This window comes from Pseudomonas sp. TE6288, from assembly GCF_054062095.1.
Window position 1 is genome coordinate 122,186 of sequence record NZ_JBSSEW010000012.1, and the last position, 24,058, is coordinate 146,243.

Below are 24,058 nucleotides of genomic sequence, written 5' to 3' on the forward strand. Positions count from 1 at the left end.
CTGTGACGATATGTTAGCCTTTCAAAGCCGCTGCCTTTCAGCGGCTTTTTTTATGCGTCGGAAATCTCAGCCTGGCTGTTACGTCTCTAATAAGAACTTGCAGACACGACAATAAAAAACTGCCCCATCGCTTGACCAAAGGAGTTTGTACCGGTGTCTTTCGCGTTTCGTTTCACCCCGTTGTTCGTTGCATTGGCCGCAACGATGCCCGTGGCCGCACAGGCCGATGAAGACAAGGCTGATGGCTTCATCGAGGGTTCCACGCTGAACCTGCATTTGCGTAATGCCTACTTCAACCGCAACGAGAAAAATGCTTCGATCAAGGACAAGCGCGAGTGGGGCCAGGGCGCCGTGGCGCGCTTCGAGTCCGGCTACACGCCTGGCGTGATCGGCTTCGGCCTCGACGCCCACGCCATGGTCGGCCTGAAGCTCGACGGCGGTGATGGCCGCGCCGGCACCTCGATCCTGCCGAGCGCGCCGGAGGACAAGGCGCGCCATGCCTTCTCCACCGCCGGCGGCGCGATCAAGCTCAAGGGCTTCGACACCGAGTTCAAGGCCGGTGACCTGTTCCTCACCAACCCGGTGATCGCCGGTGGCGAAAGCCGCATGCTGCCGCAGACCTTCCGCGGCGTCGCGCTGACCAACAACAGCATAGACGGGCTGATGCTCGAAGGCGGCAAGGTCAGCTTCACCAAGCCGTACAACCAGAGCGGCCACCGCCGCATCAACACCTACTACAGCAACCAGACGCCCGAGCAGGACAGCCAGAACCTGAGCTGGGCCGGTGCGTCGTGGAGCGGCACCGAGGGCGTCACCGCCAACCTCTACGCCGCCGAGCTGAAGGACATCTGGAACCAGTACTACGCCGACTTCGACTACACCTACCAGGTCAACGACCTGGTCAGCCTGAACCCGGGCGTGCACTTCTACCACACCCAGGACACCGGCCAGTCGAAGCTGGGCAGCATCGACAACAACACCTGGAGCGTGCACTTCACCGTCGCCGCCGGGTACCACAGCGTCACCGCCGCCTACCAGCGGGTCAATGGCGACACGCCGTTCGACTACATCAACCTGGGCGACAGCATCTTCCTCGACAACTCGCGCATGTACTCGGACTTCAACGCGCCGAACGAGCGCTCGTGGAAGCTGCAGTACGACTATGACTTCGCCGGCCTCGGCATGCCGGGCCTGAGCACCTCGCTGTCGTACTCGCGCGGCAAGGCCGACCTGACCAAGGCCAGCCAGGACACCCAGTACTACGCCTTCTATAACGCCGACGGCGAGAATGCCCGGCACTGGGAGCGCGACTTCGACGTGAAGTACGTGTTCCAGCAAGGCCAACTGAAGGACCTGTCGGTGCTGCTGCGCTATGCCACGCACCGGGCCAACGCGGCGTACTCGAACATCCAGGACAACGACGAATTCCGCGTGATCGTGGATTATCCGTTGAACGTGTTCTGATCCATCATCGCGGGCGAGGGCTACGCCCTCGTTTCGCCGGCAAGCCGGCTCCCACAGGTACAGCGCTATTTTGTGGGAGCCGGCTTGCCGGCGATGCTCTGCTTCAACTGTTTCTTTTCAGCCCTGTTTCCAGGTCATTGATCAGCGCCTTGGCCATGGCGCTGAGCATCCGCGCCGCACTCCCCGCTTTCAGGTCCCCTTCCATTTCCGCCTCGGTGGTCAGGTGCAGGATGCAATCCTGCAATACCGACAGCTCATCGAATGCCCGGCTCAAGGGCACACCCGGCAGCACGCGATAACATTCCAGGAAAGTCTAGTCGCCAGCGGTGACGGGCATATCGGGCTGCTCGCTCATGGCTGCTCCTCCAGCGAGCTGGCGTGGGCCATCAGGCAGCTCAGCAGCCGGCTGAGGATGGAAATGTTCTCCACCAGGATCTCCGGACGCTCATCCACGGGAAAGGCCATGTAGACATCGCAGGTGCGGGTCATCATGGTCATCAGGACTGCGGCATGCTCCCAGACTTCGGCGAGGGGCAGATGGTCGATGATGGAGATGTAGGGGATGGGTGGGTCAGGTACTAGCTTTTTCATTCAAAATCGCTCATGTCGATTGAAGAAATTCGCCACTTGAACCTTTCTCACGGGATTAGGTGGCAACCGTGTACGGGGTGAGAAACCGAGGACATGAAACCCGGCCAGACCAGAGGTCTGCCCGAACACGGCTGCCATTGAAATGGCCGAAAGACATATCGTCAGGTTCTCACACCCGGTCACCAAATTTGGCGACCCGACGACGTTAGCCCTGATGCATTTCCCGGCCTATCCAGACCCTTCCGGCAAGCGCGTAGGATAGGTCCCAAGCACAGCCCAACTGAAGCATTTGGTTTCAGATTCGGAAATGTCGTACATCCCATCGCAGGCCCACTGAATCAATTCCGTCGGGCAAAACACCTTTGATCTTGTCCGACAATCGCGCCTTGCCTAAAATACCGCCGCCGCTTTCCGGCCCACTCCCCATGGATCCCGGGGCTTATGCAGTTGCGAGCATGACGTTGCCCACCCGATCACCACGATCCGCCCTGTACAAGTCACACCCCGAGCTGGTCCTCAACCTGGGCAGCTGCCTCGCCGTGCTCGCCATAGTGGCCATCGTCGGCTACCTGCTGGCCCGCGAGCGCGACAGCGTCGAGCAATCGGAAATGCGCTCGTCGAGCAACATCGTGCAGTTGATCGAAAGCGATATCCTGCGCAACGTCGAACTCTACGACCAGTCGCTCAAGGGCCTGATCTGGGCCGTGCAGCACCCCGAGCTGCTCAACGTGCCGACCAAGCTGCGCCAGCAGATCCTGTTCAACCAGGCCTTCTCCGCGCCGGTGCGCGGCGACATTCTCTGGCTCGACGCCAAGGGCGACGTGCTCGGCGACTCCACCAGCGCGGTGCCGCGCCAGGCCAACTTCGCCGACACCGTGGCCTTCCAGGCGCACCGCGACCGCCCGGGCCTGGGCCTGCTGATCAGCCCGCCGTTCAAGGCACGGCTGGGCAACCTGGACTGGTGCATCAGTTTCAGCCGGCGCATCTCCGGCGCCAACGGCGAGTTCCAGGGCCTGGCCGCCGGGGCCTTGCGCCTGTCCTATTTCAACGAACTGTTCCAGCGCCTGGACATCGGCGTGGACAGCAGCATCAACCTGCTCAATACCGATGGCCAGCTGCTGGCGCGCCAGCCGACCCGGCCGCAGGATCCACTGATCGGCACCAGCTTCAGCGAGCGCCCCAACTTCAAGCGCATCCTCAGCGAACGCAGCGGCAGCTTCACCGCCCGCTCGACGGCCTATGAGGGCCAGCGCCTCTACACCTTCGCCCGGGTCGCCGACCTGCCGTTGATCGTGCTGGTGGCCCACTCGGCCGATGAAGTGTTCCAGTCGTGGCGGCGTACCGCGATCGTGGTCAGCGTGGCCACTGGCGTGTTGTGCATTGGCATCCTCTGGCTGACCTTGCTGCTGGGCCGCGAGCTACGTCGGCGCCACGATGCCGAACTGGGCCTGGCCACCCTCGCCGCCACCGACAGCCTCACCGGCCTTGCCAACCGCCGCCGCCTCGACCAGGTGCTGCGCCAGGAATGGGCGCGCGCCCAGCGCAACCGCAAGCCGCTGGCGGTGTTGATGGTGGATGTGGACCACTTCAAGGCCTTCAACCAGCGCCATGGCCATGCCGGTGGCGACCATGTGCTGCGCGAGGTGGCCACCACCATCGAGCTGTGCATCCGCCGCCCTGCGGACCTGGCGGCGCGTTACGGCGGAGAGGAGTTCCAGGTGGTGCTGCCGGAAACCGAGTTGGCCGGCGCCCGGTTGCTGGCCGAGCGGATTCGCGCCAGTGTCGAGGCGATGCCGCCATTCGGCGATGACGAGCGGTCGGTGACGGTCAGTGTGGGGATTGGCCTGCATATCCCCGGTACCCATCAGGACCTGGCGGCGCTGCTGGGCGATGCGGACGAGGCGTTGTATCGAGCCAAGGCCAATGGGCGGAATCGGGTGGAAGGACCCGAGGGGTGAGTCATGGGGCCGTTACACGGCCCCATGCTGATCAGGACCGAGCTCGGGCTGCGTTACGCAGAGCCTTCACCTGGTCATGATTGCGCTGCACGCCCTGCAGTTGTTTCTCTACCAAGGCATACGAAGTGTCATTGGCCGAGCGCCCCAGTTTGACCAGCTTCTCGCGGGCTTCCTTGTAGGCCTTCAGCGCATGGTCTTCACCACGCTCCACTTCATTGAGCACCGCCTCTTCATCCTTGCCGGTGACCATCGACTTGAGGTTGACCCAGCCACGGTGCAGGTCGCCGCTGATGCTGGTGCTGGTTTCCGGATCGCCGCCCAGGCGGCGCACTTCGCCTTGTAGCTCGGCTGCGGCGCTGGCGCACTCGCTGGCGCGTTGCACGAAGAACGCTTTCAGTTCAGGGTTCTTCACATCCTCGGCGGAGGTCTTGAAGCCTTTCTCACCATCCTTGCTGTACTCGATCAGGTCGTTGAGTACGTCGATCGTGTCTTTGTTGGGGTTACTCATGGCAACAACTCCTTGGCAGGTGATAGTCACCTTGATCGGAGCAGGCTTCGTGCCAGGCCCAGCAAATAAAAATAAATCATATAAATCAGTAACTTGAAGATTTCATAAACACACCGTTAAACGGCGTTCTGCATGATCGCCGCTTGGGTCGTCGTGCAGTTTGCAGTAAGGTCGCGCTTCAACCGCCACAGGCCACCGCCCCGATGAGACCCGAAACCCTGCAACTGCTGGTCACCCGCACCATGCCTTTTGGCAAGTACCAGGGGCGGATCATCGCCGACCTGCCCGGGGACTACCTGGCATGGTTTGCCCGTAAAGGTTTCCCACCCGGAGAGCTGGGCGGGTTGCTGGCGCTGATGCACGAGATCGACCACAACGGCCTGGGCGACCTGCTGGTGCCGCTGCGGGCAAAGATGCCGCGCCGCTGAACGATCAAGAGCCCACGCCACCTGCCGAAACAATTACATCGTTAACTCAAGGACGAACCACCGCTCATGCAAGCTCGCCAATCCGCCTCCTCGGCTTTCGTCATCTCGCTGCTCGTCGCCGGGTGGGGGCTTTTCTACGTGGGCCGGCTGCGCTGGGCATTGATACTGCTGGGCCTGATCCTCGCCGACTTTTTGCTGATCGGCCTGTTCGCCACGCCCAGGGCATTGATCGTCGGCCTGGGTGTCGCTCTGGCGCTGAAGTTCGGCTCGGCGTGCCTGGCCGCAGGCCTTGTGTGGCGCGGCCGCGCTAGGGCTGAACCCGTCGGCGCACGCCTGGTTGCCTACGCTGCGGCGGTGATAGGCGTGGCCGCCCTGCTGCTGGTGCTGCGCGGGCCACTGTTTGGTTACCAACTCAGCCAGATCCCTTCAGGTTCGATGGAGCCGACGCTGCAGATCGGCGACCACATCATCAGCGACACGCGCTTGAGCGCAGCGCCCAAGGTGGGGGATATCGTGCTGTACCGCTATCGCAATGGCGAGGCATTCAAGCGTGTGGCGGGGGTTGCCGGCGACCGGCTGGAGATCGTCAATGGCGAAGTGATCGTCAATGGGCGCAACCTGGGGCTGTTTCATGCAGCGCCCGAGCATGTACGCCGTCCCGAGTCGCTGAGCCTGGCACCGACGGTGATTGAGACCGGGCACATCTACCTGCTGGGTGACCGCCGCGACAACAGCAACGACAGTCGCTATGACGGCCAGGTTGCGGTAGCGGACGTGACGGCAAAAATCACCGGGATCTGGTACTCGAAGAACCGCCAGCGTATCGGCACCACCTTCGAATAACCAGCACGGGCCTGCCCCGCGATGGAGTCTGCCGGCCTAGCCCTTGGCCGGCGCCACGACCATCTCCACCTGCTCGCTCTTCTTGATCAGCGCGTACACCACCGCCGTCAGCAGGCTGCCGGCGACGATGGCCAGCAGGTACAACAGCGCATGGTTGATCGCGTTGGGGATCAGCAGCACGAACAGCCCGCCATGGGGCGCCATCAGCTTGCAGCCGAAATACATCGACAAGGCCCCGGTCAGCGCGCCGCCGGCGATGCTCGCCGGAATCACCCGCAGCGGGTCCTTGGCGGCGAACGGGATCGCGCCCTCGGAGATGAAGCACAGGCCCAGCGCCAGCGCCGCCTTGCCGGCCTCGCGCTCACTCTGGGCGAACTTGCGCCGGGCCAGGAAGGTGGCGATGCCCAGGCCGATCGGCGGCACCATGCCGGCGGCCATGGTCGCGGCCATCGGCGCGTAGCTCGACGAAGCCAACAACCCCACCGAGAAGGCATAGGCGGCCTTGTTGATCGGCCCGCCGAGGTCCACGCACATCATGCCGCCGAGCAGCAACCCGAGCAGCACGGCGTTGGTGGTGCCCATGCTGTCGAGGAAGTGGGTCAGTCCCGCGAGCATGGCCGCCACGGGCTGGCCAACCACGTAGATCATCACCAGGCCGGTGAACAGGCTGGCCAGCAGCGGGATGATGAGGATCGGCTTGAGCGCGTCGAGGCTGCTGGGCAGGCGCACCCAGCGGGCAATGGCCTTGGCGCTGTAGCCGGCCAGGAAGCCGGCGACGATGCCGCCGATGAACCCCGCCCCGAGCGTGCTCGCCAACAGGCCGCCGATCATCCCGGGCGCCAGGCCCGGGCGGTCGGCAATGGACCAGGCGATGTAGCCGGCGAGCAGCGGCACCATCAACTTGAACGCCGCCTCGCCGCCGATCTGCATCAAGGCGGCGGGCAGCGTGCCGGGCTCCTTGTAGGCCTCGATGCCGAACACGAACGACAAGGCGATCAGCAAACCGCCAGCCACCACCATCGGCAGCATGAACGAGACTCCGGTCAGCAGGTGCTTGTAGACGCCGGTCTTCTCGGCCGGCGGCATCGCGCCGGTCGCCCCCGCTGCCTCCACCTTGCCCTCGGCCAGTGCCTTGTCCAGCGTGGCGCGGGCCTGCTTGAGGGCGATGCCGGTGCCGCAGCGGTAGATGCGCTTGCCGGCGAAGCGCGCGGCCGGTACTTCGATATCGGCGGCCAGCAACACCACATCGGCTGCGGCGATGGCCTCGGCCGGCAGCGGATTGCGTGCGCCGACCGAGCCCTGGGTTTCCACGGTGAGCTGGTAGCCCATGGCCTGCGCCGCCTGTTGCAGGGCTTCGGCGGCCATGAAGGTGTGGGCCACGCCGGTCGGGCAGGCGGTCACAGCGACAATCTTCGGCGCACCCTGCACCGGGGTTTGCGCCACCTGCACCTGGGCGCCGGCAGCGGCCTCGTCGAGGAAGCCTTCACGGTCGGCCAGGGCCTGGGCCGGCGTGCTCTGGTACAGGCGCTTGCCGGCAAAGCGCGTCAGGTCCACCGGCCCGGTGCTGACCACCAGCACCCAGTCGGCCTCGGCGATCTGCGTTGGCGTCAGGCGCAGCTCCGGGTGTTCGGCGTCGTGCACCTCGACGCAGGTTTTCCAGCCCCGACGCTGGGCCGCGGCGGCCAACAAGCGGGCGCTGAGCACGCTGGACACCTGGCCGTTGGGGCAGGCGGTGACAATGGCAATGTTCATCAGCAGCCCTCTTCTTGTTGTTCTGTAAGGCGCACGGCGGCTTCCAGGCGCTCCAGTTGCTCACGGTCGTGAATGCCGAAGCCGACCTGGGTGACTGCCTGGGCGGCGATGGCGGTGGCGCGACGCAAGGTAGCGGCGGGCGCTTCGGCCTGGAGCAGGCCATGGACCATGCCCGCGACCAGCGAATCACCGGCGCCGACGGTACTGGCGATGCGCACTTTCGACGGTTGCGCATGCAGCGCCAGGCCAGCGGCGAACCAGTTCACGCCCTGCTCGCCCTGGGACACCACCACATGCTCGACGCCAGTGGCGAGCAGCTGTCGTGCGGCCGCGCGTTGCTCGTCCGCGCCCTGCACCGGCAGCCCGAGGACTTCACCCAGCTCCTCGGTGTTGGGCTTGACCAGCCAGGGCGCGGCCTGCAGGCCTGCGCGCAAGGCTTCGCCGCTGGTGTCCAGGGCCACCTTCAGACCCTGCGCCTTGAGCATCAGCAGCAGCTCGCGCAACCACTCGGGGCTGATCCCCCGTGGCAGGCTCCCGGCCACCACCACGGCGTCATGCCCCGGGGCTACGTGGGCCAGACGTTGCAGCAAGGCGTTGCGGGCGGCCTCGTCGACCTGCGGCCCTGGCCCGTTGATATCGGTGACCTGGCCATCGGCCTCGACCAGCTTGATGTTGCTGCGGGTCTCGCCCGGCACGCGGACGAAGCAGTCGGCGAACCCACGCCAGGCAATCAGCGCCTCGAACGGCGCCAGGTTGTCCTGCCCCAGGAAACCGCCGACGGTGACGCTGTGGCCCAGGTCGGCCAGCACCTGGGCGACGTTCAGCCCCTTGCCGGCGGCATGGCTGTGCTGCGCCTGGCTGCGGTTGACCGCGCCGGGTCGCAGGCGGTCGAGGCTGATGGTGATATCCAGCGCCGGGTTGAGGGTGAGGGTGAGGATCTTGGCCATCAATAACGCTCCACCAGCGCCCGGACTGCCTCGGCGCTGTCTTGTTGCAGGGCCTCGCGCGCCAGGGCGCGGGCCGTCGAAAGGTCGGCCTGGCGCACCAGGGCCTTGACTTCAGGAATGCTGCGGGCGGCGACGCTCAGCTCGTCCACCTCCAGGCCCAGCAGCACGGCGACCGCCTGCGGGTCGGCCGCCAGCTCGCCGCACACGCCCACCCACTTGCCCTGGGCATGGGCGGCGCGCACGGTCATGTCGATCAGGTTGAGCACTGCCGGGTGCAGGCCGTCGGCCTGTGCCGACAGGCTCGGGTGACCGCGGTCGATGGCCAGGGTGTACTGGGTCAGGTCGTTGGTGCCGATGCTGAAGAAATCCACTACACGGGCCAGTTGCGGCGCCAGCAAGGCGGCCGACGGCACCTCGACCATGATGCCCACCTGCAGGTCGGCCACCGGGATCTCCTGGCGCAGGCGCTCGACCATGGCCTTGGCGGCGCGCCATTCATGGAGCTGGCCGACCATCGGGAACATGATACGCAGCGGACGGTTGTCCGCAGCACGTAGCAAAGCGCGCAGCTGGTCTTCCATCACCTGCGGGCGTTGCAGGGTCAGGCGCACGCCGCGCACGCCGAGGAAGGGGTTTTCCTCTGCCGCGATCGGCCAGTACGGCAAGGGCTTGTCGCCCCCGACGTCGAGCGTGCGCACCACCAGTGGCCGTCCGTCCAGGCCATCGAGCACCCGGCGGTACTCGGCTTCCTGGGTCGCCACATCGGGCAGTTGCGGGTGGGCCATGAAGATCAGTTCGGTGCGCAACAGGCCGATGCCTTCGGCACCTTGCTCCACCACCTTGTCGATGCCGTTGCTCTGGCCGATGTTGGCGAACACTTCGACCGCATGGCCGTCGCGTGTCCGCGCGGGCTCATGGCGGTTGGCCCAGGCGATCTGCAGCCGACGCTCGCGGGCATCACGCTCTGCCAGGGCTCGTTGCAACTCGGACTCGGCTGGCGCAACCACGACCTGCCCGCGCTGGCCATCAAGCAGCAGCGGCGTGCCGCTCTCCAGCAACAGCACGGCCGCCCCGGCCCCGACCACCGCCGGGATGCCCAGGGCCCGGGCGACGATGGCGCTGTGGGCGGTGGCGCCACCCTGCGCGGTGACGATGCCGGCGACCCGTGCCGGGTCCAGGCGCGCCACGTCCGAAGGGCCGACTTCGACCATCACCAGCACATAGGGCTGCTCTGGCTCGGCGCTGTCCTTGACGCCGCACAGTTGCGCCAGCACCCGACGACCGATATCGCGCAGATCGGCGGCGCGCTCGGCCAGCAGCGCATCGTGCAGGGCCTCCTGCTGACGGGCGGCGGCTTCGATCACCGCCATCCACGCAGCGGCGGCGCTTTCGCCCTGGGCCAGGCGCAGCTCGACGTCGTCGGTCAGGGCCGGGTCGGCGAGCATTTCCTGATGGGTGACAAAAATTTCGCCGATGGCCTTGTCGCTGCGTTGCACCAGGGCCTGAAGATCGGCGTGCACCGTGTCGATGGCCTGGCGCAGCCTGGCCCGCTCCTGGGCAGGCGACTCGCCGCGCAGCGGGTAGTCGATATCGCGCTCGACCTGGACATGGGCCGGACCGCTGGCGATGCCCGGCGCCGCAGCGACGCCTTGCAGCGTGCTGCCTGGCGTCGGGGCCTGCAGGGCGGACATCAGCGCCTCTTCCTGCACCGCTGTGGGCGGCAGTGGGTCCACCTCCTCGCCCAGGCCCTGCTCGATGGCTGCCAGCAGTACCGGCAAGGCATCGGCGGCGATATCGGGCTCGGCGATCAGTTCCAGCACCTGGCCACGGCGAGCGCCGAGGCTGAGCAGCTTGCTCAGGCTCTTGACCGAAACGGCGGGCTGGGCGCTGTCGTGCAGCCGTATGCGGATCTCGCCCTCGAAGCCCTTGGCCAGCTGCGCCAGTACCTTTGCAGGGCGAGCATGCAGGCCATGGGCGTTGGCCAACACTATCCGGGCGCTGGGCCAGTCGGCGGGCGCCTCGCCGCCGAGCACTTCGAGCACGGCGCGGCTGCTGGTGGCCTGGTAGAGCATCTGCCCACGGCCCTCGATCAGCACCTCGCACAGGCGCTCGAGCAGGGCTTGATGCGCCGCTCCAAGGCTGGCCAGGCAGAACAGGCCATTGAGCGGTTGATCGCGGTAGCGCAACGGTTGTTGCGGGGTGACGAAGGCCAACCCCGGTTGGCGCACCTCACGTTCGCTGTGCAGCCACCACAGCCCTTCACCCAGCGGCAGCGGCTCGGTCTGCTGCAGCACGGCGGCAAAGCCGCTGTCGGCACAACCGGCGCGTTGCAACAGACGAGCGCCGCGCCAGGCCAGTTCGTCGAAGTCTTCCGCCGCCAGGTTGAGGCCGACCAACTGGGCATCCAGCGCCAGCTCGCGTGGCGCTCCTTGCAGTAACTTGAGCAGTGCCTCGGCGCTACCGGAGCGACGCAGCGCCTCGGCCAGGTCGGTTTCACCGAGGGCGCGGGTCAGCAGTTGCAGCAGGCGCAGATGTTCATCGGAGCGGGCGGCGATGCCGATGGCCAGGTAGACGATCTGGCCGTCGCCCCAGTCCACGCCGTCGGGAAACTGCAGCAGGCGTACGCCCGTGGCAAACACCAGCTCGCGGGTCTGCGGCGTGCCGTGGGGGATGGCGATGCCCTGGCCGAGGAAGGTCGAGCCCTGTGCCTCCCGGGCTTGCAGCCCCGCCAGGTAACCCTCGGCGACCAGACCATCGGCAACCAGTCGATCGGCCAGCAGCGCCAGTGCCTCGCCTTTGTCGGCGGCACGCTGGCCCATGGCAATCTGCTCAACGGCAAGCTCGAGCATGACCCTCTCCTTTTGCGGCAGCCCCGTCGGCTACCGAGGTATTGTTGTGGAATTCGACGGCAAAAGCCGCCGAAACGATCAGCACAACCGGCGAAGACTGATTTTCAGGCAGGAAAATTCGCCTTGCTGAAACGTTTAATCTGACCAAGCGGCCACGTTACTCGATAATCTGCCAACGAAAAAGCCCCATCCTGTCGGACAATTGCGACAATGGTCGTCTGCGCGCGGGTCCGTCGATGGGTGAAACTAGCCGGTCAAGCCCCGCAGGCAGTCCCGGAAACAACAAGGAAAATTCGGTGAAACTCAGCGATATCGCCCGTCTGGCCGGTGTGTCCGTGACCACCGCCAGCTACGTCATCAATGGCAAGGCCGAACAGCAGCGCATCAGCAGCAGCACCGTCGAGCGCGTGCGTGCGGTGGTCGAGGCCCACGGCTTCACCCCGAACCCCCAGGCCGCCGGCCTGCGCAGCCGCCACACCCGCACCCTGGGCTTCATTCTCCCGGATCTGGAGAACCCCAGCTACGCCCGCATTGCCAAGCAGCTGGAGCAAGGCGCCCGTGCCCGTGGCTACCAACTGCTGATCGCCAGCAGCGACGACCAGCCCGACAGCGAACGCCAATTGCAGCAGCTGTTCCGTGCCCGGCGCTGCGACGCACTGTTCGTCGCCAGTTGCCTGCCGCCGGAAGACGAGAGCTACCGCGAGCTGCAGGCCAAGGGCCTGCCGGTGATCGCCATCGACCGGCGCCTGGACCCGGCGCACTTCTGCTCGGTGATCAGCGATGACCGCGACGCCAGCCGCCAGTTGGCCCAGAGCCTGTTGAAAACCCGCCCGCGCAGCATCGCCCTGATCGGCGCCCGCCCCGAGCTGTCGGTGAGCCAGGCCCGCGCCGGTGGCTTCGACGAAGCCTTGCAAGGTTTCGACGGCGAAGTGCGCCGCTACCAGGGCGAAGCCTTCAGCCGCGAGTGCGGCCAACGCCTGATGCAACAGCTGATCGATGAACTGGGTGGCCTGCCGGATGCATTGGTGACCACTTCGTACGTGCTGCTGCAAGGTGTGTTCGACACGCTGCAGGCGCGCCCCGACGACTCACGCCAGCTGCAGCTGGGCACCTTCGGCGACAATCAGTTGCTCGATTTCCTGCCGCTGCCGGTCAATGCCATGGCCCAGCAGCACGGCCTGATCGCCGCCACCGCGCTGGAACTGGCCTTGGCCGCCATCGAGGACAAGCGCTACGAGCCCGGCGTGCACGCCATCGGTCGCACCTTCAAGCAGCGGATCGCCAAGGCCTGACCATGCGCCTGATCGACACCCACACCCACCTCGACTTCGCCGATTTCGACGCCGACCGCCCGCGCCTGCTGGCCAACGCGGCGGCGCGCGGGGTGGAGCGCATGGTGGTGCTGGGGGTGTACCAGGACAATTTCCAGCGAGTCTGGGACCTGGCCTGCGCCAACGAAGGCGTGTACGCGGCACTGGGGCTGCACCCGATCTACCTCGAGCAGCACCTTCCCGAGCACCTGGCGCAGTTGCGCGACTGGCTCGAACGCCTGCGCGGCAATCCACGTCTGTGCGCGGTGGGTGAGTTCGGCCTGGACTTCTACCTGCCCGAACTGGACCCGACGCGCCAGCAGGCGTTGTTCGAGGCCCAGCTGCAACTGGCCTGCGACTTCGAGCTGCCGTCGCTGCTGCACGTGCGCCGCAGCCACGCCCAGGTGATCGCCACGCTCAAGCGCTACAAGCCGGCGCGGGCGGGGATCATCCATGCCTTTGCCGGCAGCTACGAGGAGGCGCGGGAATACATCAAGCTGGGGTTCAAGCTGGGGTTGGGCGGCGCCGCGACATGGCCGCAGGCACTACGCCTGCGCAAGACCCTGCCCAGGCTGCCGCTGGACAGCGTGGTGCTGGAGACCGACGCGCCGGACATGGCGCCGGCGATGTTCCCGGGGCAGCGCAACAGCCCCGAGCACCTTCCCGAGATTGCCGGGGCGCTGGCCGAAGTCATGGGGATCGAGACAACGCTGCTGGCAGAGGCCAGCAGTCGCAATGCCTGCGGGGTGTTTGGCTGGCAGTCCGACACAGGATCCGCGTCGGCCTCGATCACACCCTGAACGCCCCGATCAACCGCTTGAGCTCCACCACCTGCGCCGACAACGCCCGGCTGGCATCTTCGGTCTGACAAGCGCCTTCGGTGGTGTCCTGCGCCGCACGGTTGATCGCCACAATGTTCTGGTCAATGTCATGGGCCACGGCGGTCTGCTGCTCGACGGCGGCGGCGATCTGCTGGTTCTGTTCGACGATCCCGCCCACCGCGCCAAGGATGTTGCCCAGTGCCTGCTGCACCTGGCGCGCTTCGTCCACGGTGCCAGCGGCCATCTGGTGGCTGCTGCCCATCACCCGCACCGCCGCACCCACGCCTTCGCGCAGGCGCTGGATCATCTGCGCGATCTCCTCGGTGGAGTCCTGGGTGCGCCTGGCCAGGGTGCGCACCTCGTCGGCGACCACGGCAAACCCCCTGCCCTGCTCACCGGCCCGGGCCGCTTCGATGGCAGCGTTGAGGGCCAGCAGGTTGGTCTGCTCGGCGATACTGCGGATCACCTCCAATACCCGGCCGATGGCCTGGCTGTCGCCCGCCAGCTGGTTAACCGCCGCCACGCTCTGGTCGATCTCGCCGGCCAGGCGGGCGATGCTGCCCTGCTGGCTTTCCACCAGGTCGCGGCCCGAGGCACTCTCATGGTTGACCCGCTGCGCGCCTTCGGCGGCCAGCGCCGCGCTGCGGGCGACCTCCAGCGCGGTGGCGCTCATCTGGTTCATGGCCGTGGCCACCTGCTCGATCTGCTCGCGCTGGCCACTGACCGCCTGGTTGCTGCGGCTCGACACCGAAAGCACCTGGCCGGCCTGCTCCTCGACCGTGGACACGGTCTTGCCGACCTGTTCGATCAGCCCGCGAATGCGCCGCACGGTCTCGTTGAAACCACGCCCCAGTTCGCCCAGTTCGTCCCGGCTGCTGGCCTGGAAGCTGATGGTCATGTCGCCGGCGGCCACCTTGTCCATGGCGGTGCCCAGGTTGCCGAGGGTTTCCCGGGTGGAGACGTAGAAGCCGCTGTAGAGGTAGATGATCAATGCGAAGACGCAGGCCAAGGCCGCCACCAGCGCGACCGTGCGCAGGCGGTGCTGGCCGAGGCGCTCTTCCAGTTGCCCGTGCAGATGGGCCAGCACGGCATCGTTCAAGCGGTAAGTCTGCGCCATCAGGTCGCTGGTCTGCTGGTAGAAACCGGCCCACGGCGCGTCCAGGCTCTCGGCCACCACCACCTGGTCCTCGAACAGGGTCGCCGCCTGCTTGACGGTGGCCTGGCTGGCCTGGGCGCTACCGGCGAGCGCGAGCTTGAGCCCGGCATCGGTTGCCAGGGCGTCATCCAGGCGAATGGCGTAATCGGCGGACAAGCGCTCCAGACGCTGCAGCAGGTCTTCGAAACGCGCGCTGCCCGAGGAGTCCATGAAGCCACGGCCCAGGGCCACCGCGCCCATTGCCCGGCCCTCGCCGATGGCCTGGGTCACCTGGGCGGTGGCATTGCCGAGCAGCTCGCTCAACTGACGCACCGAGGCCTGACTGTCCTGGCTGAGCCCCGACTGGCTGGCCACCAGCTTGCCCAGCACCTGGGCCTGGGCCAGCAACTTGTCGAACAGCGCCGCCTTGTTCTGCAGCGAGCTTTCGTCACGGGCACTGGCAAAGGCCTCGGCCAGCTCGGCACGCTTGGCCTCGAACGCAGGGTCGCTACCCTTGAGGCCATCGAGCCGGGCCTGGACCTTGTCCTGCAGCGCCGCGATACGGCTTTCCACATCGCCGGCCTGGCCCGACTGGCCCAGCACGGCGTTGATCTGCAGCAGGTTGCCGAGGGTCTCCAGGTCGCCGCGCAACGTCAGGCTCTCGGACAACGGCGCCAGCCCCTGCAATTCGCCACGGGTGGCCTGGAGCTGGCTGTAGGCGTCGCGTACCAGATAAAAGCTGGTGACCAGCATGGGCAGGAAAAACAGGACGCTGATCAGGCTGAACTTCATGCCGAAGCTCAGCCGATTCATCAGTGCGATGGCCGGATAGAGCAGACGCTTCACAGGTCACCTCCTTGAATTCTTGTTGTTCTGCGGGGTAGCACTAGGCCATCTAGGGCCAGTGGCCTTGTATAGCGCAGATTGGAATCAAGGTTTGTAACTTATGGTTAAGCGCGGCTCGGTAGGAGCGGCTTTAGCCGCGATGCAGGCACCGCGGAGCCTGGCACCCGCTTCGCGGGTGATCGCGGCTGAAGCCGCTCCTACAGGGAGGCACTAGAAGTCTTTCAGACCAGCACGGTCCACAAGGCGAAGCAGGCATACCACAGCACTGCGCAGCGCAGCAGCAGCTCCCACAGGCTATCCAGCCGCTCAAGACCGCGCTGGCGGTCCTCTTCCTCAGGGATGTCGTCGGCCACCCGGCCGACCTTGGCCACCAGGTGCCCGGCGCTGACGTGCCAGTCGAGCAGCTCGTGCAGCATCACGCGGGTCACCGCGACGAAGTTGCCGACCAGGGCGAAACTCACCGTCATCACCCGTACCGGCAGCCAGTCCATGGCGTGGCGCAGTTGCCCGGCCAGGCTCTGCAAGGCGGGCTGACGGCTGTTGTCCATGGTCAGCGCCAGCAGGCGGTAGGCCAGCGCCGCCGCCGGGCCGAGCAGGAAGTACCAGAAGATCACCGCGAAGAAGCTCTGGTAGGCCTGCCACAGCAGGTGGCCCTGAACCCGCTTGATCAAGCTCTGGGCATCGTCGGCGGCCAACCCCAGGTCGCGCTCGGCCACGTGCAGCGCGGCCTGTTCGTCACCCCGGCGCCAGGCGTCGCGAAACGGGCCCAGCGCCGCCTTTACATCGCCGCGCCCCAGGCTGTAGATCAATACCAGCAGGTGCACCGGCAACGCCAGCAAGCCATAGGCCACCGGCTCCAGCACATGCAAAAGCAGCACGAGCAGCGCCACCGGTGCCAGGATCAGGATACTCAGCGTCCACCACGGGTGGACCTTGCCGCTGCGCTCCAGGCGCACCAGCTCGCCCAGATAGAAGCTGTCGCGCTGCAACCGCTGGCGCAGGGCCGAGAACTTCTCGACCCACAATGCCAGCACCAACACCAGAAAACTCATGCCTTGTCCTCGTTGCGTTGCAGGGCAGCCCGGTAGCGCAGCCAGTCGAATGCCGGGCCCGGGTCGGTCTTGCGCTGCGGGGCGATATCGTTGTGGCCACAGATGCGCTGGGCGTCGATCACTGGCCAAGCCGCGCGGATCTCGCGGGTCAGCCGCTCCAGGGTGGCGTACTGGGCATCGGTGTAGGGCAGTTCGTCGGTGCCCTCCAGCTCGATGCCGATGGAAAAATCGTTGCAGCCCTCGCGCTCGCCGAAGCGCGACACGCCGGCATGCCAGGCGCGGTCGAGCAACGAGACGAACTGGGTCACCGCGCCATCGCGCTCGACGAACAGGTGCGCCGAGACGGTCAGGTGGTTGATGGTCGCGAAGTACGGGTGCTCGTCCGGGTCCAGGCGGTTCTGGAAGAACTGTTGCACCTTGCCGGTGCCGAAGCAGGCCGGAGGCAGGCTGATGTTGTGGATGACCAGCAGCGCAATGGCCTCACCTTCGGGGCGGGCGTTGAAGTTCGGCGAGGGGCAGTGGCTGACGCCGGTGAACCAGCCGGTCGCGCGGTCCAATTGCATGGTGCAGATCCTGAAATGACGCCCGAGACAGATGGTCAGTATGCCGTGGGCGGCCAGTGCTTGCATGTAAATGATTGTGCAGGAGGCTTCAGCTTTGCCGTGCCAGCTGCCCACGCAATTGCTCCAGCACCGCCTCCAGCGCCCGCTCGAACAGCAGGCCATCGTCCAGCAGGCGTACCTCGCCACGACGCAGGGCCATGGCCAGGCCCATGCGGTTCCATTCGCGCACCTTCATGCCGGTGCGGTTGCTGAAGACCAACCGGTCATTGCTGTCGATACGCGCCACCAGCTTACAGCGCAGCGGCTCGTCGTCGTCCATCACCTCGACCCAGGTGCCGACCTGCAACCGCTGTACCTGATGAACGGCAGGGTCATGCTCGTCGAGCGGCAGGCCAGCGTCCAACTCGGACTCATCGCTGACGACCAGCACGATATCGTCCTCCACCCAGACCTCGTCCAGCGCGGCATCCGCCTCCGGCGTGCCGCCACAGGCGCGCTGGTGCAGCTTCTCCAGTTGCAGGAAGAAATCACGGGTGGCGGCGGAGTCCAGCGCCACCCCCGCCAGACCGTCGCGCAGCGCCTTGAGCAAGCCCGGCACCTGCTCCAGCAGGCGCTGCGGCTCACGGTACGGGGCAATGCTGACCAGCAGGTCGTCGACCGTCGCCAGGGCCTCGGCCCAGGCTGGCGAAGCCTCACCCTGCTTCAGCCAGGCCAGCAACAGCACCTGGCTCCAGGATTGCACCAGCATCTGCACCACCACCTGCGGCAGCACCCGGCCATGCAGGCGGTCGTTGAGCTCCTGCTGCACACGCTGGCGGGCCAGCAGCGTACGGGCACGGCCCTCCTCGGCGTCACGGGTGCGCTGCTCGAGCAGTTCGTTGCGCCGACGTTCATCCTGGCTGAAAGCGAGAAACTCATCGAGCAGCTCGTCGAACAGGGCGCAATCGTCGGAAAAGTCATTGAGCAGGCGCTGCACGATCCGTTCGACGCGCAGGTGCAGGCTGTCGCGCAGCCCCTCGGCCTCGGTCTCCCAGCCAATGGCCGCGGCGGCGATTTCGTTGAGCAGGCGGCGCGCCGGGTGGCTGCCACGGCTGAACATGCCCTTGTCGATCAATGCCACCTTGAGCACTGGAATATGCAGGCGGACGATCAACGCGCGCAGGCTGGCCGGCAGGTTGTGGTCACCCTGGATGAAGGTGAACAGCAGGTCGACCAGGTTGATCGTGTCTTCGTCGTCGGTGGCAATGCGCCGCCGCGTGCCGCTGCGCACGCTGACCCGCAACAGCAGTTGCTCCAGCTGCTGGCCGAGGTTGAAGTCATCCGGCTCGCCAGGGGCCGGCACATAGTGCTGCAAGTGGGTGAGCAGGCGCAGCAGGTCGCCGGTACTGGTCGGCTGGGCCGCACCGGCCGCCTGCAAACGCGGCGTGACCCGCCCGCGCACCGGCGCCAGCAGCGCCTGCACCGAGGCGAAGAACGCCTGGCCGGCGGAGTCGGGCAGGCCGCCCGGCATGACGCTGGCCGGCACGCGCCTGGCAATGCCGCGCCGGTCCTCGGCACGGCGCCGTGGCGCGGGCAGCAGGTCCGGCAGCACGCCGGCACTGGCGAGCAACTGGCTGGCCTCGCCGTAGAGCAGGTCGAGGTCGCGCAGCACATAACGCTCGTACAGCTTGAGCAGCACCATCTTGACGTTGGCGCCGACCCCCAGGTTGCGCCCGGCATCCAGGAAGTAACCGCAGAGGTTGCCTGGCCCGAGTGGGTTGTGCGCGGTCTCCAGCGGCACTTCCAGCAACGTGGTGAAGCGCAGGTTAAGTTGATCGAGCAGAAACCCGTCACGCGACAGCACCCGATCGACCATGGCCTGCACGGCCACGGTTCGCTCCAGCGCCGACCTGTCCTGGGTCTGTGACCTGACCAGGGCCTCGAGCCCACCGCCCTGGCCGATACGGGCAAAGGCGTCGTAGAAGGTGTCGAGGAACCCGCGCTCGATGCTCTTGCGCTTCAGGCGCAGGTCGCGCATGGCTTCGAAGTACAGGTTCTGGTCGAGTCGGCCACTGGCCTTGTCGGCCATTTCGAAAAGGGTGTCGTCAGCATTGTCGAACAGCGCCTGCAAGCCCTGGCGCAATTGCAGCGCGGCTTTGTCGCGCACCTGCAGGAGCAGGACCGGAAGGCATGGCGAGGGCGCGCGCGCACCCCGGTCGATGGCCGCCGCCAAGGGCACCACCTTGCCTTCATCATGCATCCCGGACTCCTTGCTGGATGTTGCGTTGTTCGACTGGAAGATAAATCGTCAAAGCTATGACGCCAATTACAAGGCGCCATTATCGGTGAAAATTCTGGCAGCTGCCAGCACGCCTTTCGCACGCCTCAACGGACAATGCATTTGCAGAATTGCTCAAACCGCCTGACCAAAGGTCATCGGCACGGCAGCTGTACACGCCGCCCCCCTGCCCTATAATCGCCGGCACCTAGCTTGTGGAGCCGACCATGCCGAACCTACGCCTCGCCGACCTGACCGCCGAAATCGAAGCCAACGTGCGCCGCGCGCTGCTCGAGGACATCGGCGGCGGCGATATCACCGCCCAGTTGATCCCGGCCGAGCGCCTGGCCAAGGCGACCATCATCACCCGCGAGGACTGCGTGATCGCGGGCACCGCCTGGGTCGATGCGGTGTTCCGCCAGCTCGACCCGCGGGTGGCGGTGCACTGGCAGGTGGCCGATGGTGAGCGCGCCACCGCCAACCAGGCGCTGTTCCACCTCGAAGGCCCGGCACGCTCGCTGCTCAGTGGTGAACGCTCGGCGCTGAACTTCCTGCAACTGCTCTCGGGCGTTGCAACCCGCGCGCGCTTCCTGGCCGACCTGGTCGAGGGCACCCAGGTGCGCCTGCTCGATACCCGCAAGACCCTGCCGGGCCTGCGCCTGGCGCAGAAGTACGCGGTTACCTGCGGCGGCTGCCACAACCACCGCATCGGCCTGTACGACGCGTTCCTGATCAAGGAAAACCATATCGCCGCCAGTGGTGGCGTGGCCGAGGCCGTGGTAGCGGCGCACCGTATCGCCCCGGGCAAGCCGGTGGAGATCGAGGTGGAAAGCCTGGACGAGCTGCGCCAGGCGCTGGCGGCGGGCGCCGATATCGTGATGCTCGACGAACTGAGCCTGGATGAAATGCGCGAAGCGGTACGTATCACCGCTGGCAAGGCCAAGCTCGAGGCCAGCGGCGGGGTCAACGAGACCACCCTGCGAGTGATCGCCGAGACCGGTGTCGACTACATCTCGATCGGTGCGATGACCAAGGATGTGAAGGCGGTTGACCTGTCGATGCGACTGAGCCTGTGAGCTGAATCGCAGGTACAAAAAAACCGGCCAGATGGCCGGTTTTTTCATTGCGAGGCAAGCCCGCAGGGGCTGGATCAGTGCGCGGCGTTGGCCAGGCCGTCCAGGTAACGCTCGACGTCCAGGGCCGCCATGCAGCCAGCGCCGGCGGAGGTGATGGCCTGGCGGTAGACGTGGTCGGCCACGTCGCCGGCGGCGAACACGCCCTCGACGTTGGTGGCGGTGGCGTTGCCTTCACGGCCGCCGTGGACCACAAGATAACCGTCCTTCAGGGTCAGCTGGCCTTCGAACAGCGAGGTGTTCGGGGTGTGGCCGATGGCGATGAACACACCGTCGACCTTGATTTCGTCGAAGCTGCCGTCGTTGTTCTTCAGGCGCGCACCGGTCACGCCCATGTTGTCACCCAGCACTTCGTCCAGGGTGGCGTTGAGCTTGAGTTCGATCTTGCCTTCGGCGACACGGGCGTGCAGCTTGTCGATCAGGATCTTCTCGGCGCGGAAGGTGTCGCGACGGTGTACCAAAGTCACCTTGCTGGCGATGTTGGCCAGGTACAGCGCCTCTTCCACGGCGGTGTTGCCGCCGCCGACGACCGCCACCGGCTTGTTGCGGTAGAAGAAGCCGTCGCAAGTGGCGCAGGCCGACACGCCCTTGCCCATGAAGGTTTCTTCCGACGGCAGGCCCAGGTAGCGAGCGCTGGCACCGGTGGCGACGATCAGCGCGTCGCAAGTGTAGGTGCCGCTGTCACCGCGCAGGGTGAACGGCTTGTTGGCCAGGTCGACGGCGTTGATGTGGTCGAAGACGATCTCGGTCTCGAAACGCTCGGCGTGCTCCTGCATGCGCTGCATCAGGGCCGGGCCGGTCAGGCCGTGGGGGTCGCCCGGCCAGTTGTCGACTTCGGTGGTGGTGGTCAGCTGGCCGCCCGCCTGCATGCCGGTGATCAGCAGCGGCTTGAGGTTGGCGCGGGCGGCATACACCGCGGCGCTGTAACCGGCAGGGCCGGAACCGAGAATGATGACGCGCGAATGACGTACTTCGGACATGTCGAACTCCTGTCGAGCGGGCCGCACGGGGCCGGCGTCTGTGCGCCGGTTGCGCCAGCTGGAATTAAAAGGGACCCACGCAGCACTTGGGGAAGGCTACAACGCGTTGGTCCAAAACCAAAAAAGTTGAGCGCACTGTAGCGAGGCCGCAGAGATTAAGGAAATATCCTTCGACAATCCACCTTATAGACAGTCTCTATCCGCAGAGGAAAACGCCAGGCATTGTGCCTGTGCTTTGTTACACGCCGTTTCCCGGAGGCGCGGCGCCTTTCGTCGGCGCGCCAAACTCGGTAAGGTCAGCGCGTTTTCCTCAAGCGGAGCACTCCGATGCAAGCCCCCGTCCTGTCCGGCCCGCAGTACCTGCGCGAAGGCCTGAAACTGGTCCTGAGCCCCAGCCTGCGCCTGTTCGTGCTGCTGCCCCTGGCGGTCAACCTGCTGCTGTTCGGCGGCCTGATCTACTTTGCCGGCCACCAGTTCAGCCTGTGGGTCGATGCGCTGATGCCCACCCTGCCCGACTGGCTGGGCTTTCTCACCTACATCCTGTGGCCGCTGTTCGTCGCCCTGGTGCTGTTGATGGTGTTCTTCACCTTCACCCTGCTGGCCAACGTCATCGCCGCGCCGTTCAACGGTTTCCTGGCGGAAAAGGTCGAAGTGGTGGTGCGCGGCCAGGACAACTTCCCGCCCTTCAGCTGGAGCGAGCTGATGGCCATGGTGCCACGTACCCTGAGCCGCGAGATGCGCAAGCTTGGCTACTTCCTGCCGCGGGCCATCGGCCTGTTCATCCTGTCGTTCATCCCGGTGGTGAACGTGATCGCCGCGCCGCTGTGGCTGGTGTTCGGTATCTGGATGATGGCCATCCAGTACATCGACTACCCGGCGGACAACAACAAGATGAGCTGGCAGGACATGCTCGCCTGGCTGCGCGCCAAGCGCTGGCAATCGATGGGCTTTGGCGGGATCACCTACCTGGCGCTGATGATTCCGGGAGTCAACGTGCTGATGATGCCGGCGGCGGTGGCCGGGGCCACGTTGTTCTGGGTGCGGGAGCGCACTTGAAAGGGCCGGGGGCGCGTTGCGCCCCTTTCGCCGGCAAGCCGGCTCCCACAGGCACAGCGCAACCCTCTGTAGCAGCCGTCTCGCCGCGGCAGCTAAGCAAGACGCTGAACGGATCAGTGGCTTAACTGGCTGGAAAACTGCCCCACTGCATCCACCACCTTCTTCGCTCCTTCCTGGATCTCGACGATCACCCCGCCGGTATCGGCGGCCAGTGCCAGGCCCTGCTCGGCCTGGCGCTTGCTGGTGTCGATGATGTCCACCGCAGCCTGGGCCAGCTGTTCATTCTGCTGCACCACCTTGGCGATTTCCTCGGTGGCGCTACTGGTGCGCGAGGCCAGTTGGCGCACTTCGTCGGCGACCACGGCGAAACCACGGCCCTGTTCGCCGGCCCGGGCGGCTTCGATGGCGGCGTTGAGCGCCAGCAGGTTGGTCTGCCCGGCGATGTCGCTGATGGTCTTGATGATCGCGCCGATCACCTTCGACTGCTTGTCCAGTGCCTGGATGCCCTCGGCGGCTTCCTGCATCGAGCCCTCCAGCCCACGCATCACCTCGACAGTCTGGGTTACCACGTCGGTGGCCTTGCGCGCGCTGTCGTCGGTTTCCAGCGAGGTGGTGTAGGCGATGTCGGCGGCCTGGGCCACGGCCAGTTCCTGGTTGACTTGGTCGGTGATCACGGTGGCGAACTTGACCACCTTGTAGAGCACGTCGTGGGCGTCGATGATCGGGTTGTACGAGGCTTCCAGCCACACCACACGGCCATGGGCATCGACGCGCTTGAAGCGCTCGGCAACGAATTCGCCGCGGCGCAGCCTGTTCCAGAACTCCTGGTAGCCCGGCGAATTGGCTTCTTCCGGCTCGCAGAACATGCGGTGCGACTTGCCGCGGATCTGTTCGAGGGTGTAGCCCATGGTCTGCAGGAAGCGGTCGTTGGCGGTCAGCACCTGGCCTTCGAGGTTGAACTCGATCACCGCGGTGGAGCGCATCAGGGCCTTGATCAGGCTCTCATGCTCACGGGACGTCTCGATGGTGCGGGTCAGGTCGCTGGAATGCAGGGAGAAGTACTTGAGGCGCCCGTCGCTGTCCTTGACCGGTTGCAGGATCGAGCGCAGCCAGGCCTCTTCACCGTTGCCACGCAGCAGGCGGAAGGCGCCGTTGAGATGCTCGCCCCGGGTGATGGCGTGTTTCATGCGCTGGTAGAAATCGAGCTTCTTCACATGGGCCGGGACGATCTCCTCGATATTGCGCCCGATGAGCTGCTCGGCGCGGTAGCCCATTTCGGCCTCGAAGTTGCCGTTGACCGACTCGATGCGCCCCTGGGGATCGAGCTGGAGCACCAGCATCTCGCTGTCGAGGCTGTTCTTGACCTGCTCGATGGACATCAGTTCTTCGCGCAGTTGCTGGATTTCTTTCTTCAGTTTGCTGTTGAACATGGCCGCTCTCCCGGAGCGTATTCCCGTAGTCGAATGCATCTGCATCGGCTGCGTCCCGTGAGTTCTTGAGTGCGTTGCAAGGAAATATTCATACGGATGAAACTGCCGGAAATCAGGCGTCATCCGCACGTCACA

At 65.8% G+C, this 24,058-nt stretch carries 20 protein-coding genes and 1 pseudogene; 8 read left to right on the forward strand and 13 right to left on the reverse strand.

Annotation, left to right across the window (positions count from 1 at the left end):
* Window positions 1–153: 153 nt before the first annotated feature.
* The gene (locus ACVWY1_RS14360) at window positions 154–1,464 is read left to right on the forward strand and encodes an OprD family porin (RefSeq protein ID WP_457378427.1); all 1,311 of its coding nucleotides are present in this window, start codon (window positions 154–156) and stop codon (window positions 1,462–1,464) included.
* Window positions 1,465–1,567: 103 nt separating this feature from the next.
* Here the strand turns inward: ACVWY1_RS14360 and ACVWY1_RS14365 are convergent, their stop codons facing one another.
* Window positions 1,568–1,771, reverse strand: a complete 204-nt coding sequence (locus ACVWY1_RS14365) for a DUF3077 domain-containing protein (protein ID WP_457378447.1) — start codon at window positions 1,769–1,771, stop codon at window positions 1,568–1,570.
* A 44-nt stretch (window positions 1,772–1,815) separates the two neighbouring features.
* A complete protein-coding gene (locus tag ACVWY1_RS14370) occupies window positions 1,816–2,055 on the reverse strand; it encodes a hypothetical protein (RefSeq protein WP_102682502.1) in 240 nt (79 codons plus the stop codon).
* A 461-nt stretch (window positions 2,056–2,516) separates the two neighbouring features.
* Between ACVWY1_RS14370 and ACVWY1_RS14375 the strand changes: the two genes are divergently transcribed.
* Window positions 2,517–4,013 carry a GGDEF domain-containing protein gene (locus ACVWY1_RS14375; RefSeq protein ID WP_110700680.1) on the forward strand — a complete coding sequence of 499 codons (1,497 nt, stop codon included), beginning with the start codon at window positions 2,517–2,519 and terminating at the stop codon, window positions 4,011–4,013.
* Window positions 4,014–4,044: 31 nt separating this feature from the next.
* Here the strand turns inward: ACVWY1_RS14375 and ACVWY1_RS14380 are convergent, their stop codons facing one another.
* Window positions 4,045–4,521, reverse strand: coding sequence for a ferritin-like domain-containing protein (locus ACVWY1_RS14380; protein ID WP_094010256.1), 477 nt, complete (start codon window positions 4,519–4,521; stop codon window positions 4,045–4,047).
* A gap of 203 nt (window positions 4,522–4,724) precedes the next feature.
* On the opposite strand from ACVWY1_RS14380, the gene ACVWY1_RS14385 reads away from it, so the two are divergent.
* Both ACVWY1_RS14385 and lepB read left to right on the forward strand, forming a co-directional pair.
* Complete coding sequence (locus ACVWY1_RS14385; RefSeq protein WP_110700583.1) at window positions 4,725–4,949, forward strand: DUF3820 family protein; 225 nt, start codon at window positions 4,725–4,727, stop codon at window positions 4,947–4,949.
* A gap of 66 nt (window positions 4,950–5,015) precedes the next feature.
* Complete coding sequence (gene lepB / locus ACVWY1_RS14390; protein WP_457378428.1) at window positions 5,016–5,792, forward strand: signal peptidase I; 777 nt, start codon at window positions 5,016–5,018, stop codon at window positions 5,790–5,792.
* A 36-nt stretch (window positions 5,793–5,828) separates the two neighbouring features.
* Here lepB and ACVWY1_RS14395 read toward each other — a convergent pair whose 3' ends face one another.
* Genes ACVWY1_RS14395 through ptsP form a run of 3 tightly spaced genes read right to left on the reverse strand, consistent with a single transcriptional unit; the run spans window position 5,829 to window position 11,340 of the window.
* Window positions 5,829–7,544, reverse strand: a complete 1,716-nt coding sequence (locus ACVWY1_RS14395) for a PTS fructose-like transporter subunit IIB (RefSeq protein WP_277502943.1) — start codon at window positions 7,542–7,544, stop codon at window positions 5,829–5,831.
* The gene (gene pfkB / locus ACVWY1_RS14400) at window positions 7,544–8,491 is read right to left on the reverse strand and encodes a 1-phosphofructokinase (RefSeq protein ID WP_457378429.1); all 948 of its coding nucleotides are present in this window, start codon (window positions 8,489–8,491) and stop codon (window positions 7,544–7,546) included. The genes ACVWY1_RS14395 and pfkB overlap by 1 nt, the downstream gene beginning before the upstream one ends.
* The gene (ptsP, locus tag ACVWY1_RS14405) at window positions 8,491–11,340 is read right to left on the reverse strand and encodes a phosphoenolpyruvate--protein phosphotransferase (protein ID WP_457378430.1); all 2,850 of its coding nucleotides are present in this window, start codon (window positions 11,338–11,340) and stop codon (window positions 8,491–8,493) included. The genes pfkB and ptsP overlap by 1 nt, the downstream gene beginning before the upstream one ends.
* A 296-nt stretch (window positions 11,341–11,636) precedes the next feature.
* Between ptsP and cra the strand changes: the two genes are divergently transcribed.
* Together cra and ACVWY1_RS14415 are read left to right on the forward strand one after the other, a co-directional pair.
* Window positions 11,637–12,632, forward strand: a complete 996-nt coding sequence (gene cra / locus ACVWY1_RS14410) for a catabolite repressor/activator (protein WP_102682508.1) — start codon at window positions 11,637–11,639, stop codon at window positions 12,630–12,632.
* Window positions 12,633–12,634: 2 nt separating this feature from the next.
* On the forward strand, window positions 12,635–13,450 hold the full coding sequence (locus tag ACVWY1_RS14415; protein ID WP_277502940.1) for a TatD family hydrolase: 816 nt from the start codon (window positions 12,635–12,637) through the stop codon (window positions 13,448–13,450).
* Here the strand turns inward: ACVWY1_RS14415 and ACVWY1_RS14420 are convergent.
* The 4 genes from ACVWY1_RS14420 to ACVWY1_RS14435 all read right to left on the reverse strand — a co-directional run bounded on the left by ACVWY1_RS14420 (window position 13,440) and on the right by ACVWY1_RS14435 (window position 19,306).
* Window positions 13,440–15,452: a methyl-accepting chemotaxis protein gene (locus ACVWY1_RS14420; RefSeq protein ID WP_111531691.1), complete on the reverse strand. Its 2,013-nt coding sequence runs from the start codon at window positions 15,450–15,452 to the stop codon at window positions 13,440–13,442. The two genes, ACVWY1_RS14415 and ACVWY1_RS14420, sit on opposite strands and share 11 nt — an antisense overlap.
* Before the next feature lie 221 nt (window positions 15,453–15,673).
* The gene (ampE, locus tag ACVWY1_RS14425; protein ID WP_198755211.1) at window positions 15,674–16,504 is read right to left on the reverse strand and encodes a regulatory signaling modulator protein AmpE; all 831 of its coding nucleotides are present in this window, start codon (window positions 16,502–16,504) and stop codon (window positions 15,674–15,676) included.
* The gene (gene ampD, locus ACVWY1_RS14430) at window positions 16,501–17,067 is read right to left on the reverse strand and encodes a 1,6-anhydro-N-acetylmuramyl-L-alanine amidase AmpD (RefSeq protein WP_102682512.1); all 567 of its coding nucleotides are present in this window, start codon (window positions 17,065–17,067) and stop codon (window positions 16,501–16,503) included. Before ampD ends, ampE begins: the two co-directional genes overlap by 4 nt.
* An 88-nt stretch (window positions 17,068–17,155) precedes the next feature.
* Entirely contained in the window at window positions 17,156–19,306 is a 2,151-nt protein-coding gene (locus ACVWY1_RS14435) for a DUF1631 domain-containing protein (RefSeq protein WP_457378431.1), read from the reverse strand.
* Between the two features lie 245 nt (window positions 19,307–19,551).
* Between ACVWY1_RS14435 and nadC the strand changes: the two genes are divergently transcribed.
* Complete coding sequence (gene nadC / locus ACVWY1_RS14440; RefSeq protein ID WP_277502938.1) at window positions 19,552–20,400, forward strand: carboxylating nicotinate-nucleotide diphosphorylase; 849 nt, start codon at window positions 19,552–19,554, stop codon at window positions 20,398–20,400.
* Window positions 20,401–20,474: 74 nt separating this feature from the next.
* Here the strand turns inward: nadC and trxB are convergent, their stop codons facing one another.
* A complete protein-coding gene (trxB, locus tag ACVWY1_RS14445; RefSeq protein WP_028689829.1) occupies window positions 20,475–21,437 on the reverse strand; it encodes a thioredoxin-disulfide reductase in 963 nt (320 codons plus the stop codon).
* A gap of 327 nt (window positions 21,438–21,764) precedes the next feature.
* Between trxB and cysZ the strand changes: the two genes are divergently transcribed.
* Complete coding sequence (gene cysZ / locus ACVWY1_RS14450) at window positions 21,765–22,493, forward strand: sulfate transporter CysZ (protein WP_111531689.1); 729 nt, start codon at window positions 21,765–21,767, stop codon at window positions 22,491–22,493.
* Between the two features lie 113 nt (window positions 22,494–22,606).
* Here cysZ and ACVWY1_RS14455 read toward each other — a convergent pair whose 3' ends face one another.
* Complete coding sequence (locus tag ACVWY1_RS14455; RefSeq protein WP_371918132.1) at window positions 22,607–23,038, reverse strand: methyl-accepting chemotaxis protein; 432 nt, start codon at window positions 23,036–23,038, stop codon at window positions 22,607–22,609.
* A gap of 162 nt (window positions 23,039–23,200) precedes the next feature.
* Window positions 23,201–24,046 (reverse strand): annotated as a pseudogene (locus tag ACVWY1_RS14460) (PAS domain-containing protein); the annotation flags it as partial.
* Between the last annotated feature and the right edge of the window lie 12 nt (window positions 24,047–24,058).